Here is an 18,037-nt window from a genome sequence, read left to right as displayed (position 1 = left end):
TCCCCGCACTCGTCACTCTCAACGCCTGCGAGCGCAATTCACGAACGGCAAAAATGCGCATTTTCTATATTGTGAGCAGCCTTGAAGGCGGGGGTGCAGAATTTGTCATCCCGGCGATCTTTCGCGCCCTTGCGGAAGCAAGGCATGAGGTACGGCTTCTGTTCTGCGAGCCGCGCGACCGCTCGGCGGAGCGGCACCTGGTGCAGGCCGGTCTGAATTTCACGCTGCTCAGCCGCGAAGGTGAAGCGCGCGGCCTTTCGCTATGGCGGCTCGACCGATTGGTACGACGCGAACGGCCCGATCTCATCTGGACATCGCTTCCGCGCGCGACGTTCGAGGGACAGGTGGTTGGACGCCTGCGCGGCGTTCCGGTGATCAGCTGGCAACATAGTGCTTATATCCGCCCCTATAAGCGCTGGCTGGCACCTATATTGCAGCGGTTAAGCCATCTGTGGGTGGCGGATTCCCATGGCGTCGCCGATTTTCTGAAGGAGCGGATGCGCGTCGCTCCGGCACGGGTGATGACCTGGCCGCTATTCATTGCTCCGAACGACCAGCCACAGGCGGCGCCGTGGAACGGGGAAGAGCCGTTTCGCATTGGAAGCGTCGGCAGGCTGAGCCCGCACAAGGACTATCTCACCTTGCTCGCCGCCTATGCGCATTTGCGCACCGTCGCGCCCTGGCTTTACGAACGCAGTCGACTTGCAATTGCCGGAGCTGGCCCCGAAGAGCAGAGCTTGCGGCGCGCCGCTCGACAACTCGGGATCGCCGATCGGTTTGAACTACTCGGTTTCCTGGCCGATCCGAGGAAGTTTTTGTCGGGCCTTCACATATATGCACAGCCCTCGAAAATGGAGGGCATGTGCATCGCGGCGCACGAGGCGATGAGCGCGGGCCCGCCGGTTATCGCCACGCCTGTCGGCGAACTGCGCAATAGCATAATTTCCGGAGAAACCGGTTTTCTCGTGCGTCATGGCGATTTCGCCACCCTCGCATCTCGTTTTGCAGAACTTGAGGTCGATCCCCATCGAGCCCATCTCATGGGCGTGGCTGCCCGCAAGCTCATGCTCGAACGGTACGGGGCCGACCGGTTCGACGCGGCTCCGGCAGCGATCCTGCAGAAGATGGAAGCCAAACGTCCGTCAGCGGCAAGCCTTCACGAGTCCACGGCATAGCTTCACCGACGCGCTCTCCTTCCGGCCGGAACATCGCCGCCACCCGGACGGATCGATCTCCGCGCAGGGGCGATCCGTCGCAGCGGGCAGGAACCTGCGTGGCTCCGGCGCGCTTCGGTCGGAGAAGGAGAAACATCATGCATCTGGCCCATGACGGAGTCGTCGCAGTCACTGACGGACGGAAACTCCTGCTTCTGCGCAACCACGGCGACGAGAAGATGCTTGACCTCCGGGTCGAAACGCATCGGGTGCAGGACAATCCGCCGGATCGCGAACAGGGCAGCGATCGTTCCGGGCGAAGCATGAACAGCGTCGGATCCCATCGCGGCGCGATGGAAGAAACGGACTTCCACCAATTGGAGGAAGATCGCTTCGCGGCAGCGACCGTCGACCTGCTCAACCGGCGCGCGCTGGAGGATGATTTTTCCGCGTTGCTGGTGATCGCCCCGCCCAACACGCTGGGCGAGATGCGCAAACATTATCACAAGGCGTTGCAAGGCCGGATCGTCGGAGAACTCGACAAGGATCTCGCCAATCAGCCCGTTCCGGAGATAGAGCGGATCGTCGGGCAAAGCTGAGACATGCCTCGCCTTGCCGGCGGAACTGCGATTTGCCGTTTCTCAAGCCGGTTCGACGAGCGACGGCCCCGCGTTCGGCTCCTGTGGCAAACGCGCGGCAACGTAGCAGGCGGTCGCCAGGGTCACGATTCCGAGAGACAGGATTACCGGCGGCAGGCCGGACTGCCAGCGGTCGAACAACAGCCCCCCCAAGGTCGGCGCGAGCGCGCTTGCGCCGAACAAAAGGCTGCCGCATGCCGCCGCAACGCGCCCCGTCCGGTCGACGACCGCGGCCAGGCCGACAAGATATGTCCAGGCCAGAATGGAGATGCAGCTCCACAGGAGCAACGCGCCGCAATAGACCGCCGGGCGCTCGGCGGCAGCGATGGTGAACAGAATCACGCACGCCGCCGCCTGCACGGCCGCGATGGTTCGAAACCGGCCGAAGCGTTCGCCGAGCACCAGTGTCAACGCTGGCCCGGCGAGTGCGATCAGGGACGTACTGGTGAGCGTGAGAGCGAGCTTGCCCGGTTCGATGCCGAGCAGCGAGGCGCGCCTGTCGACGAGCGACCAGGTGATCCCGTCACGCAGCCAGAATGCGATTACGCCGATCAAGAGGGCAGCGCCGAGTGCCGCGGGCCGGCGGGCCTGCCTTCCCTCGTCGCGGCCGGATTGCACTGATCCGACAGGCCGGGGGCGGGCTGCCAGGACGACGAGCAGGAGCAAGCCCGCACCGATCGCCTCTACGCCCACAACGCCGGCGAGCGGAGCGCGGCCGGCGAGGAACGGCGTAACGGCCCAGACGAGCACCTGCCAGATCACCGTTAGGAACCAGATGCCGCCATTCAGGCGCACGGGATCGGCCGATGCGGCGAGCAACGCGTTGGCGCTGGCCGCGGCAAGCCCGAAACCGACGCCACCTAGGAGCAGCAGCGGCAGGCTATGGAGGCCGGGAAACAGCAGCAAGAGGCAGAGCGCGGCCAGTGCCAGCGCGCCACCCATCGCGCCCGTTGCCCTGGCATGTCCGGCGGTGAGCTTCAACGCGGCGGCTCCGGTGGTGAGGGCGATCGCGCCGAGAAGAAGCGTGCCGACGATACCGGCCTGCGTCGCGTTCAGCGCAAACTCGGAGGAGAGGCCGCTGACGAACCACGGCATCGTCATCATCGGCAGATAGGAAATGCCGTTGAGCGCAAAGGCGCTGAGCAGCAGCGGCAGCTCGTCTGCGGGCACCATCCGGCGGATATGCGCGATCGGACTCACCCAGCCACCCGAAGCGGCAATTTGGCCGCCACCGGACGCGAACGCGATACACTCATGCCGGAAGCGCCGCTATCGGTTGGAAATCGCAATCGTGGCCGAATGCCCTGGGACCAACCATATGCAGCGCCTCTGCCGTCTTCAAGAGCGCCGGCGCCTCGATCGCCAGCACCTCGACCTGCTGGCCATAGCGGATGCCCTCGGAATGGATCGGGTGGAAGGTGTCGGCGTCCACGATCGAGATGATGTCAGGCGTGGTCGCGATCAGTGCATCGTCGCGGTATGCAACCAGAAACTCGTTCTGGAAAGCGATCCGCATCAACTGGCCATCGGTACCACTCTGAGCGATTTCGATCATGCCCCTATCGAAGCCGCCGCGCGTGTCGCGGCTGCAGGCCGTGATCCGCCCTGCGAACAAGCGCCGCGTGGCGATTCCCCATTGCCGATCCAGCATGCTCGCAAGCGCTTCGAAGCGGGCTTCGGCACCGATCGTTCCGGAAATCGCCCGCCCGATCGCGCGGGCCAGGGACAATGTGCGAGGAATGGCATGGCGGCGCACGTCCTCACCCGACAGGGGATATTCGATCGAAAACGCCTTGCTTCCCATCTGAACCGACAGCGCCCGGGTCAACTCCTCGGACCTCGCATTGCTCGCTGCCGTGATGATCACCACCTCTCCGCCCTCACCTGCGACGACGGCCGGTACCGAACTATGGCCGTAGATGGAGAAGGTGACTTGGTCGCCGCGTGGAAAGGCACGCCCCATGCCGTCCGCGTCGACCACCGGCAAGCCGGTCATGGCTGAGGCAATCAACGGCACCATGCCGTTTAGCCCGCCGATCTCCGACGCGATCAACGCATCGATGGGCCGGCCGAGGCGATCCCGCATCGCATCGATGGCGGAAACGATCTCCCCCCCGCTCAGCAACTTTTCGGCAAGAACGATCGGTGCGCCGACATAGCCAACGGTCAGGATCACCTCTTCCGTCGCCAGATGTGCCGGATCGACGATCGGAATGCGGTGGCCCTGGCGGATCAATTCACCCAGCAATATGATCGCGCAATGGGTGTCACCGCCCCCGCCCGACCCCAGCATCGCGCATCCGAGTGCGATCGGCGCCAGATCCTCCGCCTGCAGGATCCAGCTCATAGCGCCTCCAGTTCGCCGGCAACACGCACACGGACGCGGCGAGCCCCGCCAGGCATGTAGGCGAGCGGCAGATCCTCGACGTCGATCGTCTCGAGCGTTTGGGGATCCGCGCCTGCCAGCACGGCCCGATCGCGCGCTTCCTCGGTAGCTGCGTGGATCGCCTTGTCCCGCTCCACACCGGAAAAGACCCGGTCCACCTCGCCGCTGATCTGCGCCATGGCCGCACCGACGGCGTTCGCAACGTCATGATGCTTGACGAAGAGCACTTCGGAGACGCCCGCCAGCCTGTCCGGCAGCAGGAAGGCGCCCCCGCCCACCGCGATCACGGGTATGTCGCCAGCCTTCGTCTTCATGCTTTCGATGCCATCCTCGAGCATCGCCCGCGTCTCGCTTTCGAATTCGGCAAGCAACTGCTCCGGAAGATCGGCGACGAGCGCCCGATCGCCGATGGCGATGCGTCCCCGCGCCACTGCGAGATCGGTCGCGGTCAGCACGTCGCCGCCGAACACCCGCGCCTCCTCGATCAGCCGATAGCCGACACTGTCAGGGCCGAGACGGAAAGGGTCGGTCCTGATCCGGCTGCCGCCGCCGAGGCCGAGGCACAGCACGTCCGGCATGCGGAACAGCGTCCGCACGCCGCCCACCTCCACGACGCCGTTGGCATTGCGCGGGAACCCGTTCACCAGCATGCCGATGTCGCTGGTCGTTCCGCCGACGTCGACGACGATCGCGTCCGAGCATCCGCTGAGCAACGCAGCGCCGCGCATCGAATTGGTCGGTCCGGACGAAAAACAGAGCACGGGCGCCTGCTCGGCAGCATCGGCCCGCATCACCGTACCGTCATTCTGGGTCAGGAAGAGCTGCGCATCCAATCCGCTGCCGCTTATCGCATCCTTGAAAGCCGCCACCGTCTTACGAGCGAGTTCGAACAACGAGGCGTTGAGCAGTGCCACATTCTCGCGCTCGAGCAATCCGGTGCGGCCGAGCTCGCTCGACAAGGTGATCTGTATGCCCGGACAGAAGCGGTCGATGATCTCGCGGGCGCGCCGTTCCTGCTCGTTGCGCAGCGCCGAGAACACGCCGGAGATGGCCACCGCGGACACGCCGGAATCCGCGATCCGACGGGCGATATCCTCCATCGTGCGGACGTCGAAAGGCGCGATCTCGCGACCATCCACCTCATAGCCGCCGGGAAGCAGGAACACATCCTGCCGGACCAGCTCGCGCAGGTCTGCCGGCCAGTCGACGAAGGGCGGCAGCGCATGAGATGCCGGCAGACACAAGCGCACGGCGGACACGCGGTTGAGACGCTTGCGCTCGACCACGGCATTGACGAAGTGGGTGGTGCCGATCACCACCGCGCGGGCACTGCGCGCCTGCTCGCCTGCGTTCTCGATCAGCGCGGCGAGTGCCGCGCGGATACCGGTCGTCACATCTGCCGTTGTCGGCGTCTTCACCGCCGCAGCTACGCTATCGCCGTCGAGCAGGGCGGCGTCCGTATTGGTACCGCCGACATCGACCCCAATTCTCAGCATGTCAGATCACCTTTGCATGGGGTGTATGGTGGTCGAATTCATATCCGAAGGCCCTGGGACCGACGGCCGCGATGGCATTCGGCGTCAGATGCTCGACCATCGCCGGGAATGAGACGACGGACACCTGCTGGGCATAACGCAAGGACTCCGTGCCGATCGGTTCACCGCGCACGGTATCGAACAGGCAAAGGAGATCCGGCACCGTCGATTGCAGCCGATCGCCGCGCATCGCCACCGTATATTCGTTCTGAAACATCAATCGCATCGACTCCGAACCATCGGTTGGCGCGATGATCGCCTCGCCGCGCACGAAGCCGCCTTCGATGCGGCGGTCGACATCGCGCACCCGGCCGCGGACAAGTTCGACGCCCGGCATGTGCGACAGCAGCTGTTCGACGACATCCCGATGCGCCGCCTGCGCGGCGAGGATCACCTCGCCCATCGCAACCGCGCGCGAATAGGTGCCTTTGAGCGCGTGGCGCCTGATGATGCGTCCCGTAGCACCGGACGCCATGCCCGCCATCGAGCCATATTCGGTGGTGACCGCACGCACCAGCGTCTCCACCCAGGGGCCGTTCTCTGCAGCCGGGATGACCACCTCGTTGCCGCGTATGTCAGCGAGGGCCATCGGTGTAAGCGAGGCGCCGGTGATCAGGAAATTGGACATGTCGATCTGCGGGAAGGATCGCCCCAGCGTATCCGCGTCGACCAGCGGCAGGCCGAGATCAGCCGCGACAAGCACGGGAATGATGGCGTTTAGGCTGCCGATCTCCGCCCCCATTACGGCATCGAAGCCATGGCCGAGATGCCGTGACAGGATCGTGGTGGCATGGACGAATTGAGCGACGTCGACCAGCCGTTCCTGCATGACGAGCGGCGCCCCCACCATCGCCACCATCACCACCCGCATGTCGTCGGCAATCGCGTCCGCCGAGATAAGCGGAACCGCGCCCCGCTCGGCCAGCACGCGGCTGGCATGGAGCACCTCATGATAGGGGAAGGAGCCCCCACCCGCGCTCAGCACCGCGGCGCCCATGCCGAGCGGCCGTAATCGTTCCGCGTCTATCGTGGTCATGCGTCAGAACTTAACGCGAACCGAAGCGCCGAACAGCCGGGGCGGCCCATATATCGATACCACCGATCCATTGGTCGTCGCGAAGGGATTGGCCGCGATCCGATAGGTCACCGCCCCGATATTCTGCACATAGGCGGCGATCTCCCACGCGTCATTCTCCGGACCGAAGGCGATGCGCGCATTGACCAGCGCATAGGCGCCCTGGTGGGTTGCCGGATAATCGATGATGTTGAGCTTCTGCCCGCTGATCCAGCGCGTATCGGCCTGGGTGATCAGCTTATAGGTGCCGATGGTCCATTCCTTGCGGACGTAGCCGGTCAGCGTTCCGCCGGGCGCGTTGGGCATGCGCTGGCGCTCCCGCGTCACTTCGCCGGTCAGCGGATTGGCGATCTCGATCGGATCGGTGAGCGTGTTCAGCAGCGAAGCCGAGGCGCCGACGGTAAGGCCTCGCGCGACGAGCGCGTTGACCTCGAGCTCGGCGCCGTAGATGCGGGCGTTGGAGTTGAACGTGAGTGTCGAGGTGCCCACCTGGCTGTAGAGTTGGACACCGTCATAGTCATAATAGAACACGCTGCCGTTCACCGCGATCCTGCGATCTGCGAGGCTGGCCTTGAAGCCCGCTTCGTAGCTGGTCAGAACCTCGTCGTTGTAGCGGGTCTGAGCCACCGTATAGGATGCGACGGTGCCCGCGTTGAAGCCGCCCGCCTTGGTGCCACGCGAGATGCCCGCATAGACCAGCAGGTCTTTCGAAGGCTCGTAGCTGAGCTGGATCTTGCCGTCCCAATTGCCAGACTTGCGATCGGGCCGCGCGCCGGCAATGCCCTCATAATAGCCGGTGCCCTGCACGATGGAGGGGTCGTCCATGCCGAAGGGCACGCAACCCTCGCCCGAGCAGGAGGCGCGATAATCGAAACGTTTCCTGTCCCACGTATAGCGCAGACCACCGATCAGCCGCAGCCCGGGCGCGACCTTCCATTCGCCCTGTCCGAAGATCGCATAGGCGTCGTTGTCGAGGGTCCAGTGATTGGCGATCAGCGCTGATGACGTCGGGTCGCTCGGAAAAAAGGAGAAGCCACTGGAATATCGGCCCTTGATCGAGAGATAATAGGCGCCGACGAGCCATTGCCCCCAATCCTGCTTGCCCGCTATGCGCAGTTCCTGCGCGATGTCGCGAGACCGGGCATATTGGTTGAAAGCCAGGATATCGGCCGAAGTCGCATCCGAATCCTCATTTTCATAATCCTTCTTCAGCCGATCGTAAGTGGTCAGCGCGGTGAGCGTTACCGTATCGGCCAATTTCAGGTTGATGGTCAGCGTGCCGCCATAGGTCGTGCGGTCGAGACCGCCTCCGCGGCGGTTGTGCGAGATATCATAGGGATTGCCGGTTTCGACGTCGCCGCTCACACAGTCGGTGGCGTCCGCGCCGACCGTCGTTCCGAAATAAGAGGAACAGAAAGCAGCAAACTCCGCGCCGTTGCCGCTGACGTAAAGTCCCGTCTTCGGATCGGGATAACTGGCACTGGCCCGCGCCGGAATGGTGCTCACCTTGTCATGCGAGTAACGCGTGATCAGGCTGACGTCGTTGCCGTCGCCGAAATCCTTGTAAAGCTGACCCCGGGCGCTGACATTGTTGCCGTCGCCCTTGCGGCCAGACTCGGCGAGATTCTTGTAATAGCCGTCGTGACTGTCCTTTACGACGCTCAGCCGTGCCAGCACACCGCCACCGATCGGTCCGCTGATCGCACCCTCGGCGCGAACCGCGTTATAATTGCCGTAGGAGAATTGCCCGTAGCCGCTAAGTTCCGCCGTCGGCTTCACGCTCACCAGCTGGATGACGCCCCCGGTCGCGTTGCGCCCGAACAGCGTACCCTGCGGCCCGCGCAGCACCTCGACCCGTTCCAGATCGAACAGATTGGCGCCGATGGCACCGAGATAAGGGATGTAGGATCCATCCGAGAACACCGCCACCGGCGATTCCTGGTGATCGCTGAAATCGAATTGCGAAACGCCGCGCAAGGTGAAGAATGTAGTGGTCGGGTTGCCGTAGTCCGTCACCGTCAGATTGGGGACGGCCTTTGCAAGCCCGTTGGAAGCCGTGATGTTCTGCTCGCGCAGCTGCTCGCCGGAGGCGGCCGTGATCGAGATTGGTACGTCGCTGAGCCGTTCCGCGCGCTTCTGTGCGGTGACGATGATTTCACCGACACCCTCAGCGTCGGCCGCCCGTGCGAGCGCCGGGACGACAAGCATGGAAACCCCGGCCAGCAGCAATCCAAATCGGTGTCTGACGATCATGGTCATTTCCCCTTTTCTGCGGCGAAGCTTCACCGACGCGAAGGCGGATGGCCATGCAGATCATTGGTAGGGGTCATTTCTTCGTTAGTAGGGGGTATATAAGAGTTTGGCAGGGGTCATCAGTTCAGGCGAGAAGACCAGCTTCTCCCGCCTTGAGCAGCGCCTGCGCCCGCGTCTCGACATGCATCTGGGCATAGGCCCGCTTGAGATGGTAACGCACGCCGTGGGGTGAAATCCCCAGCGCTATACCGATCTCCTTGTCGGTCAGCCCGTCCCTGAGCTTGGCGATCACCTCTCGAGATCTCGGAGTAAGCAGGTGCGCGAGCATCCCCTCCTCCGCGGGGCGATCGGGCGCAGCCTGCGCCTCGATCGTCAGGCGGAGGCCGCGAGCGCCCTTTCTCGACAGCAGCCCGCATCGCTCGCCGAGACGCATGTTGCCGTGCTGCTGAGCATGCCGCCGCGCCATCGCGAGCAGACGAGCGAATGTCGGATCCGGCCGGTGCGTCGCCATCGCGGCACGTGCTTCGACGCACACCTCGATCTCGCGCCACGGCCGCTTCGCGACCGCTGCAACCGTCTGGCCGCGATAGGGCTCGAGCGTCATCTGCGCCAAGGCGATTTGCCCGGCCATCACAGCGATGAGTGCCCGCTGATGATCCAGCACGAACAACAGCGGCGCGACATCCTCCCGCCGGGCATAGTCCGACCCCGCGTCGAGCAGGGCCAGCGCTCCCGCGGTATCTCCGGCCAGGAACAGCTTCTCGGAATAGGTCCTATAGGCCGCATAAAAGACGTCGGGCCAGCCCTCGAGCGTGGGCAGTTTACGGCAGATCGTGCGCAGCCGCCCGGCTTCGCCCAGATCGCCAGGATCATCCTCATGCTCCAGCTCGATGCGGAACGCGTCGCGTATTACGGCGATGCGCGGATCGAGCCGCAAAATGTCCCGATACGCCGACGAAATTCGGGCAAGTTCCGCCCGGGCCTCCTGCCTTCGCCCCTGAACTCCATCTATCACCGCAATGTCGAAATAATGGAAGAAAGTCGCATAGCGTCCGGCCCCTCCCATCGACGCCCTGACGCCATGTTCGGCAGATCGCCGCGCAGCGGACAGTTCCCCGAATATCTGATGCATGTGCGTGCGCAACATCGCAGCGACCGTTTCGAGCAACCCGATCTCACCGCTCATGCGACCAGCCAGAGCGCCCAATGCGCGATAATCCTCCTCAGATATGTCGCGCCCCTGATGAATATTGAGCAGTGACTTCGCGATCAGCACCTGGACCTGCAATTTAGGCGAGATGTCCTGCGCGCTCAGCACGGAGGCGAACCGGGTCTCCACGTCCCCGAATATCGCGCGCGCCTGCCTGAGATGGCCCGTCTTCAGCAAGGCCACGAGCGCAGCGCAGGAGACCTGAAGATTGCGGCGAGCCATGTCCGGCGGAATGAGCGCCACTATCCGCTCCAGCGGGGCGATGCCTTGACCCAGAAAAGTCGAAACGGGATCGCAAGCGTCGATAATATCCGTCAACAGCTCTTCGTCGCCGATCTCGACAGCTAGCCGGGTTGCGGCGACGAAGTGACGACGGGCCAGCAAGTCCCTCGCGGCACGTGCTTTCACCGACCCCGCTTCTTCGGGTTCGCGACCGACCAGCAGAGCCGCCAGCATGGGATTGACCACATAGCCACGCGCATCCCGATGAGAGACGGGCGCGACGACCCCCAGTTCGATCAGCCTCTCGATCACTGCGTCGGTTGCGACCAGCCGAGCAAGATTGAGATCGAAAGCGTCGATCGAGGCAAGATGCCGAACCGCGACGATATCCTCCTGCGAAAGAAATGGCATCAGGCGCGTGCGAACGAATCGAGCAGGACGTGCGTCGGCGCCCGTGCGACGATATTGGTCGATCAGCATCGCGGCGAGAGCAGGCCATCCCTGAGACTGCCGCAATATCGCTCGCGCCCGATGCGCGGTGACGCCACGGCCGCACAGGGCCCGCACATCTTCCAGTCCGAAACGCAATATGCGTCGATCGACGACATGATCGACATAGCGCTCGATCGCAGCCGGCATCTGTTCCAAGGTCAGCACGATGCGCAGATGCTTGGGCGCCAGCCTCAACAGCGGATACAACACTTCGCTGCGGACCGCTTCCGAACTGGCCAGAAAGTCGTCGATGAAAAGATGACAAGGCCCCTGCCGCCCGTCGATGGAAGCGATCAGCGCCTGGAGCGTCCGGACGATGTCGCCGCCGGTCTCCTCCGCAACTGCATCGAAATGGGCACCAAGGCCGGCTGCAATATAGGCCAGTGCGCCCGCTGCGTCGTCATGCGGATCGCACTTGAACCAGGCGGCTGCAAGACCCTGCTCTTCCGCGAGCGCGTGCCATGCAGCGAGCAGACACGTCTTGCCGAAGCCGGGAGGACCAACCACAGCGACACGGCTCGGCTCGCCTTGCTCAGCCTGCCGCACTGCCGACCGGTAGGTCGGAAGGTGCGAAAGATTGCCGGGAGGTCGCAACCGGCTCCGTATCAGCCAGCCGTCGCCTCGAACACTACCCCGGTCCTTCGCTTGCATCGCATCGGTCTACAACCTGCGTCCACACAGTTCAAACGGCGGAGATGAGACACACGTCGCTCTGCCGCTGCAGCGCCGCTGACGGCCGGATGCTCGGCCACCAATCGAAATGGAACTCACGGTCTTGCGCGGCGACGAATCGCCTCGACTGACGGCCGGAAAGATCGTTCGCAGACATGATCGTGCGCCTTGGTCCTCTGCCAAGATCTTCAGGCCCATCCGGGTCTTTCGAACTCCACATAATCATATGACGATTGCCGCCTTCCTTCGACACGACCGGGCATCTACCGAACATCTTTCCCTTGCGGAATCGCTTATGCACGCTTCCCGAAAATCGCCCCTACGGCGCCCATGACAGCCTCGCTTATTCCTTGCCTGGCGGCGGAGCGGCGCTTCGCCGGAGGTTTGCCCGACAGTCCGTCCGGGCGTGCGAAGTGCGTCCTTCTGGGGGTTACTGAATGTCCGATAAGGTCTTCGTCGGCAACATCGTCTTGCCGGATCGGGTGATCGAAGCGGGCTATGTTCTGGTTGCGGACGGGATCGTGCAGCATGTCGGCGAAGGCGATGCGCCTGCCGGAGAAGTGCATGGCGACAAGGACACGCTCGTCCTGCCCGGCGCGATCGATCCGCAGGTCCACAGCCGCAGCCAGGCCGATCAGGAGGATTTCATCTGGTCGACCAAGAGCGCGGCGGCGGGCGGCGTCACCACCATCGTCGACATGCCCTATGACGATGGCGATCTCATCTGCACGGCCGAGCGGTTCAATCTGAAGAAGGAGGAAGCCGGCGCGCAGGCACGGGTCGATTATGCCCTCTATGCCACCATCGCGCCCGAAGATGGCACGCGGCACATCGACGATCTCGTCGCGGCCGGCGCCTCGGCCTTCAAATTCTCGACCTTCGGGACCCATCCCAAGCGCTTCCCGCGCATTCCGCCGCATCTCATGCACGCCTGCTTCCAGGCGATCGCGCCGCACGGACTGATGGCCGGCGTGCACAATGAGGATGACGAGATGATCCGCGCCACCCTCGCCGCGGTGCGTGAGACCGGCGATACCAGCTATGTCGCGCATGGCCTCTCGCGGCCGCCGATCACCGAGGCGCTGGCCACCGCGCAAGTCTACGAGATCGGCGCCGCAACCGGATGTCCTGCCCACATCGTCCATTGCTCTATCGGGCGCGGCTATGAGCTGGCTGCCGCCTATCGTGCACAGGGCCATGAAGCGACGATCGAGGCCTGCATCCATTATCTGATCCTCGACGAGGAGGAGGATGTGAAGCGGCTGCGCGGACGCGCCAAGGTGAATCCGCCGATCCGGACGCGCGCCGAGCGCGAGGCGCTATGGCGCCATCTCGCCGCAGGCAACGTCACCGTCGTCTCGACCGACCATGTGAGCTGGTCGCTCGATCGCAAGGACGATCCCGACATGCTGGCCAACGCCTCGGGCCTGCCGGGACTGGAGGTGCTGCTGCCGCTGCTCGTCAAGGGGCTGGTGGAGCGTGACCTGCCGCTCACCCATGCGGCGCGCCTGCTTGCGCAGAATCCGGCGAAGCTGTTCCGCCTCGGGGCCACCAAGGGCGCGCTCGAGGTCGGACGCGACGCCGACGTCGTGTTGATGCACAAGTCGCCTTATCGCTACGATCCCGCCGCGGCCGGCGCGAACGTCGTCGAATGGAGCCCCTATGAAGGGATGGAGCTGCCCTATCGCGTCGATGCCGCCTATCTGCGCGGCGAGGCGATTGCGGTGGGCGGACAGGTGCTCGCCCAACCTGGCAATGGCCGCTTCCTGAGGCCGCAGGCGGCCGGCTGAATGGCGACTCCACAAAAGGCCGACATCGATGCGGCGCGCCTGTGGGACGATCTGATCGCGCTCGGCACCATCACCGAGCCGGGCAAGCCCTATACCCGCCGCTCCTTCACCCCGCTTTTCCAGGAGGGGCGCGATTTCCTGAGGGGCAGGCTGGAGGCAGCCGGGCTTGCCGTGCGGATCGATGCGGCGGGCAATCTGATCGGTCGCCTGGAAGGATCGGAGCCGGGGCTGCCCGCGATCGCGATGGGATCGCACAGCGACACGGTTCCGGCCGGCGGCCGCTTCGACGGCATAGCGGGCGTGATCGCGGCGATCGAGGTCGCCCGCGCGATCCGGGAAAGCGGCACGCTTCTGCGCCATCCGGTCGAGGTGATCGATTGCCTTGCCGAGGAGCCCAGCGCCTTCGGCCTCTCCTGCATCGGCAGCCGCGGCATGGTCGCCAAGCTCGACGATGCCATGCTGGCGATGACCGACGCTGACGGCCGGGTGCTGGCGGATGCGCTGCGCGCCGTGGGCGGCGATCCCGAGCGGATCGCGGAAGCGCAGCGCGACGACCTTGCGGCCTTCCTCGAATTGCATATCGAGCAGGGGCCGGTGCTCGAAGCCGAGCGCATCCCGATCGGCGTCGTCACGGCGATCGTCGGCATCCGCCGCATCGAGATCCGCTTCGAGGGGCAGGCCGCGCACGCCGGCACCGCGCCGATGCATCTGCGCCGCGACGCCGCCTATGCCGGCGCTCTCACCCTGGCGCGCATCCGCGAGCGCGCCGAGGCGCTGGCCGCCGCGGGCGAAGGTTATTTCGTCGCGACGGTCGGCATCATGGAGGTGTGGCCCGGCGGCTCGAACGTCGTGCCGGGGCGCTGCCGCATCGTCGTCGACATACGCAGCTCCGATCCCGCGCTCACCGATCGCTTCGCGGCAGGTCTCGACGCCGACAGCCGCGCGGCGGCGGACATGGCGAAGGTGGAGCGGGCCGAGTTCGCCATATTGTCCGATGGCGTGCCGGCCGTCTGCGATCCGCTGCTGCGCGAGACGATCCGGGACGCCGCCGACGCCTGCGGACAGGCCGCCATCGATATCGCCAGCGGCGCCGGCCACGACGCCGCCTTCATGGCTGCGGTCTGCCCCGCGGCGATGATCTTCATCCCCTGTCTCAGGGGGATGAGCCACACGCCGGAAGAATATAGCACGCCGGAAGAACTCGCGGCCGGGACGGCGGTTCTGCTGGAAACCGTGCTGCGGCTCGATGAGCGGCTGGATTGAACTGCCCTTTTCCTGTGCAGCACTAGGCATGCAGACGTCGCCTGCATTGCTCCATCTTCGTCATCCCGGACTTGATCCGGGATCCATTAGAGCATCGAGCGTTAAATCCGCAACACCTCCGCTCATCCTGAGTAGGGGCTGAGCCTGGCGAAGGTGAGCAGGTGAAACATGCCCCCGGCATGTTTCAGCCTCGTCCGGGGGACGAGGCGACCTGCATCACTATCGAAGGACATCCCCTGTGGCCGATCCTTCGATACCCATTTCGACACGCTCAATGGCTACTCAGGATGAGCAGATCTGATTTAACGCTCGACGCTCTAGTCGCAGCGTTGCCAATAAAGCGCGACGCTGCGGCTAATGGATCCTGACTTCCGTCAGGATGACGAAACGACATATCGACCTCCCTACGATCACCGTTCCCTGCGAAACGTCGCGATCGCGATCAGCGCGACGACTGCCGAGGCGGAGACATAATAAGCCGGCGCCTGCGGGCCGAGCCGGGTCGTCGAGAGCCAGGTGATGATCGCCGGCGCGAAGCCGCCGAAAAGGGTGAGCGCGCCATTATAGGCCAGCGACGTGCCGGTCGATCGCACCTGGGTCGGGAACAGCTCGACCAGGATCGCGGGCACGGCGCCGGCGAACAGCCCGACCAGCGCGCAGAAGCTCGCCTGGGCGAAGATCAGCATCGGCAGAGCGTGCACGGAGACGAGCAGCGCCATCAGGATGGGCGTAGCCACCAGCAGCGCCACTGCAGTCGCCATCATCAGCGTGCGGCGCCCGATTCGATCGGCGAGCCGGCCCGACACGAAGGAAGCGGCGATGAGCAGGAGATTGCCGACCAGCGCCGCCGAAAAGGCCTCGCGCGCGGAGAAGCCGAGCGCCTTCTGGACATGGACGGGCAGAAAGATGACGAGCGCATAGACGCTGACGCCCCACAGCACCGAGATGCCGAAGCCGCGCGCGACATTGGCGCCCTCCTGCCGCAACGTCGCGAGGATCGGCGCCCTTCCCTCCTCGCTGCGCGCGGCGACGAAGTCGGGCGTTTCGTCCAGGGTCGCGCGCAGCCAGATCCCCACCGGCACGATCAGCAGACCGAACAGGAAGGGCACGCGCCAGCCCCAGGCCGCGATCGTCGCCTCGCTCATCGCCGCACCGACGGCGAGCGCGACCAGCGCGCCGAGGATGTTGGAGACGGCCATGCTCGCCTGCAGCCAGGCGGCGTAGATCGCCTTGCGCCCGGCCGGTGCATGCTCGACGAGGAAGGAGGCCGCACCGCCGATCTCCCCGCCGGCCGAAAGACCCTGCAGCAGCCGGCCGACCAGCACGAGGATCGGGGCCGCCGCGCCGATCGTCGCATGACCGGGCGTGACGGCGATGATCAGCGTGCCGAGCGCCATCAGCCCGAAGGTCAGGGTCAGCGCCGCCTTGCGCCCGGCATAGTCGCCGAAATAGCCGATCAGGATCGCGCCAACCGGCCGCGCGACGAAACCGACGCCGAAGGCCAGCAGCGTCTTGACCATCCCCGCCGTCTGGCTGTCGCCCGGAAACATCGCGGCGGCGAGATAGGGGGCGAATAGGACGAAGACGGAGAAATCATACCATTCGAACGCATTGCCGATCGACGCCGCGGCAATGGCGCGGGCACGGTGGATGCGAGGCGATGGGTGCGCGGCGACCACGCCGCTCATCGCGCCGCATTCTCCAGCGGAAAGCGGAGCAGCCCCTTCGCCGCCGCCTCGTCGAGCGCCTCGGGATAACCTGCATCGGCATAGCGCATCACGCCGAGGCTGGTATCGTTGGTGAGCGAGAGGCGGATGCGTTCGTCCGCCTCCTCGCTGCCGTCGGCGATCACGGTGACGCCGCAGCTCGTCATGAAACCCGAATAGCCGCCGCCACCCGAATGGATCGCGACCAGATCGGCCTGCGACGAGGCCATGGCCAGTGCGTCGAGCAGCGGCCAGTCGGCGATCGCGTCGGACCCGTCGCGCATCCGCTCGGTCATGATCGTCGGATGGGCCATGGCGCCCGCGTCGAGATGGTCGCGCGTGAAGGCCACCGGCCCTGCCAGCCGCCCCTCGCGGACCATGCGGTTGACCGCAAGCGCCAGGCCCGTGCGCTCGCCATGGCCAAGCCAGGCGATGCGTGCCGGCAACCCCTCCACCGGCACATGCTCGCGCGCGAGCCGAATCCAGTTGGTAACGATGCGGTTGTCCGGAAACGCCTCCAGCACATGATCGTCGATCCGGGCGATGTCGTCGCGCTGGTTGGAAAGCGCGATCCAGCGGAACGGCCCGATCGCCCGGCAGAAGAGCGGGCGCAGAAAGGCTTCGGTGAAGATCGGAATGTCGAAAGCGTCGGCGATGCCGCCCTCCAGCGCCTGGCTGCGGATGAGATTGCCATTGTCGAACACCACTGACCCGGCGCGCTGGAAGCCCAGCATCGCGGCGACATGGCGGGCGATGCTGGCGCGGCCCTCGGCCATCAGCGCGGCCGGATCGCCGCGCATCGCCCGCGCTTCCTCCACCGAGCGGCCGGCCGGGACATAGCCGTAGACGAGATCATGCGCGGAGGTCTGGTCGGTGACGACATCGGGAATCACGCCGCGCGCCAATATGGCTTCGTACATCTCCGCGGCATTGCCGCACAGGCCGATCGAGACAGCGCGGCGCTGCAGCCTCGCCTCCTCCGCCAGGCGCAGCGCCTCGTCGAGATCGGACGCGACCATGTCGAGCAGGCCGACCGCCTGGCGGCGGGCGATGCGCGCCGCATCCACCTCGACGCACATGATGGTCGCGCCCGCCATGCGGCCCGCGAGTGGCTGCGCGCCGCCCATCCCGCCGAGCCCGGCGGTGAGCACCAGCCGGCCGGCAAGATCGCCGCCGAAATGCCGCTCGGCGATGCGCATCAATATCTCGTAGGTGCCCTGGATGACGCCCTGCGACCCGATATATTGCCAATCCCCGGCGGTGAGCCCGCCCCAGCAGATCAGCCCCTTCGCCTCCCAGTCGTAGAAATTCTGCGGCGTCGCCCAGCGGCCGACCATGTTGCAATTGGCCATGATCACGATCGGCGCGCGCGCATGCGTCTTGAGGATGCCGATCGGCTTGCCGGACTGGACGACCAGCGTCTCGTCCTCCGCCATCGTCTTCAGCGCCGCGACGATCGCATCATGCGACGGCCAGTCGCGCGCCGCCTTGCCGAGCGCGGCATAGACGACGAGCCGTTCCGGCGCCTCGCCGACCGCGAGCACATTTTCGAGCAGGCGGAGCAGCCCCTCCTGACGCCAGCCGCGGCAGCGTAGCACCGTGTCCGTCGGAAGAGCGAAGCTGCGCTGTGCCTCCCCCATG

The 18,037-nt window shown here is 65.2% G+C and carries 12 protein-coding genes; 4 read left to right on the top strand and 8 right to left on the bottom strand.

Annotated elements, in window-relative coordinates; genetic code table 11:
- Positions 1-53: 53 nt before the first annotated feature.
- Together GQY20_RS15495 and GQY20_RS15490 are read left to right on the top strand one after the other, a co-directional pair.
- Positions 54-1,175 carry a glycosyltransferase gene (locus tag GQY20_RS15495; RefSeq protein WP_157218019.1) on the top strand — a complete coding sequence of 374 codons (1,122 nt, stop codon included), beginning with the start codon at positions 54-56 and terminating at the stop codon, positions 1,173-1,175.
- Positions 1,176-1,312: 137 nt separating this feature from the next.
- Positions 1,313-1,753, top strand: a complete 441-nt coding sequence (locus GQY20_RS15490; RefSeq protein WP_157218018.1) for a host attachment family protein — start codon at positions 1,313-1,315, stop codon at positions 1,751-1,753.
- A 42-nt stretch (positions 1,754-1,795) separates the two neighbouring features.
- Here GQY20_RS15490 and GQY20_RS15485 read toward each other — a convergent pair whose 3' ends face one another.
- From GQY20_RS15485 to GQY20_RS15460, 6 genes are all read right to left on the bottom strand, one after another.
- A complete protein-coding gene (locus tag GQY20_RS15485; protein ID WP_157218017.1) occupies positions 1,796-2,992 on the bottom strand; it encodes a hypothetical protein in 1,197 nt (398 codons plus the stop codon).
- Positions 2,993-3,044: 52 nt separating this feature from the next.
- A complete protein-coding gene (locus tag GQY20_RS15480) occupies positions 3,045-4,139 on the bottom strand; it encodes a DUF917 domain-containing protein (protein WP_157218016.1) in 1,095 nt (364 codons plus the stop codon).
- The gene (locus GQY20_RS15475; protein ID WP_157218015.1) at positions 4,136-5,674 is read right to left on the bottom strand and encodes an ROK family protein; all 1,539 of its coding nucleotides are present in this window, start codon (positions 5,672-5,674) and stop codon (positions 4,136-4,138) included. Before GQY20_RS15475 ends, GQY20_RS15480 begins: the two co-directional genes overlap by 4 nt.
- Position 5,675: 1 nt before the next feature.
- A complete protein-coding gene (locus GQY20_RS15470; RefSeq protein WP_157218014.1) occupies positions 5,676-6,749 on the bottom strand; it encodes a DUF917 domain-containing protein in 1,074 nt (357 codons plus the stop codon).
- Positions 6,750-6,752: 3 nt separating this feature from the next.
- Positions 6,753-9,041, bottom strand: a complete 2,289-nt coding sequence (locus tag GQY20_RS15465; RefSeq protein WP_157218013.1) for a TonB-dependent receptor — start codon at positions 9,039-9,041, stop codon at positions 6,753-6,755.
- 124 nt (positions 9,042-9,165) lie between these two features.
- Positions 9,166-11,616, bottom strand: coding sequence for a helix-turn-helix transcriptional regulator (locus GQY20_RS15460; protein WP_157218012.1), 2,451 nt, complete (start codon positions 11,614-11,616; stop codon positions 9,166-9,168).
- A 458-nt stretch (positions 11,617-12,074) separates the two neighbouring features.
- Here GQY20_RS15460 and GQY20_RS15455 point away from each other — a divergent pair, with 458 nt between their 5' ends.
- Both GQY20_RS15455 and GQY20_RS15450 read left to right on the top strand, forming a co-directional pair.
- The gene (locus GQY20_RS15455; protein ID WP_157218011.1) at positions 12,075-13,427 is read left to right on the top strand and encodes a dihydroorotase; all 1,353 of its coding nucleotides are present in this window, start codon (positions 12,075-12,077) and stop codon (positions 13,425-13,427) included.
- The gene (locus GQY20_RS15450; RefSeq protein ID WP_157218010.1) at positions 13,428-14,690 is read left to right on the top strand and encodes a Zn-dependent hydrolase; all 1,263 of its coding nucleotides are present in this window, start codon (positions 13,428-13,430) and stop codon (positions 14,688-14,690) included.
- A gap of 410 nt (positions 14,691-15,100) precedes the next feature.
- Here GQY20_RS15450 and GQY20_RS15445 read toward each other — a convergent pair whose 3' ends face one another.
- Together GQY20_RS15445 and GQY20_RS15440 are read right to left on the bottom strand one after the other, a co-directional pair.
- Positions 15,101-16,378, bottom strand: coding sequence for an MFS transporter (locus GQY20_RS15445; RefSeq protein WP_157218009.1), 1,278 nt, complete (start codon positions 16,376-16,378; stop codon positions 15,101-15,103).
- Positions 16,375-18,036, bottom strand: a complete 1,662-nt coding sequence (locus GQY20_RS15440; RefSeq protein ID WP_157218008.1) for a urocanate hydratase — start codon at positions 18,034-18,036, stop codon at positions 16,375-16,377. The genes GQY20_RS15445 and GQY20_RS15440 overlap by 4 nt, the downstream gene beginning before the upstream one ends.
- Position 18,037: the final 1 nt, after the last annotated feature.

It is taken from the genome of Flavisphingomonas formosensis (assembly GCF_009755815.1).
Classification (GTDB): Bacteria; Pseudomonadota; Alphaproteobacteria; order Sphingomonadales; family Sphingomonadaceae; genus Flavisphingomonas; species Flavisphingomonas formosensis.
This window is presented reverse-complemented; position numbering and strand designations above follow the sequence as displayed.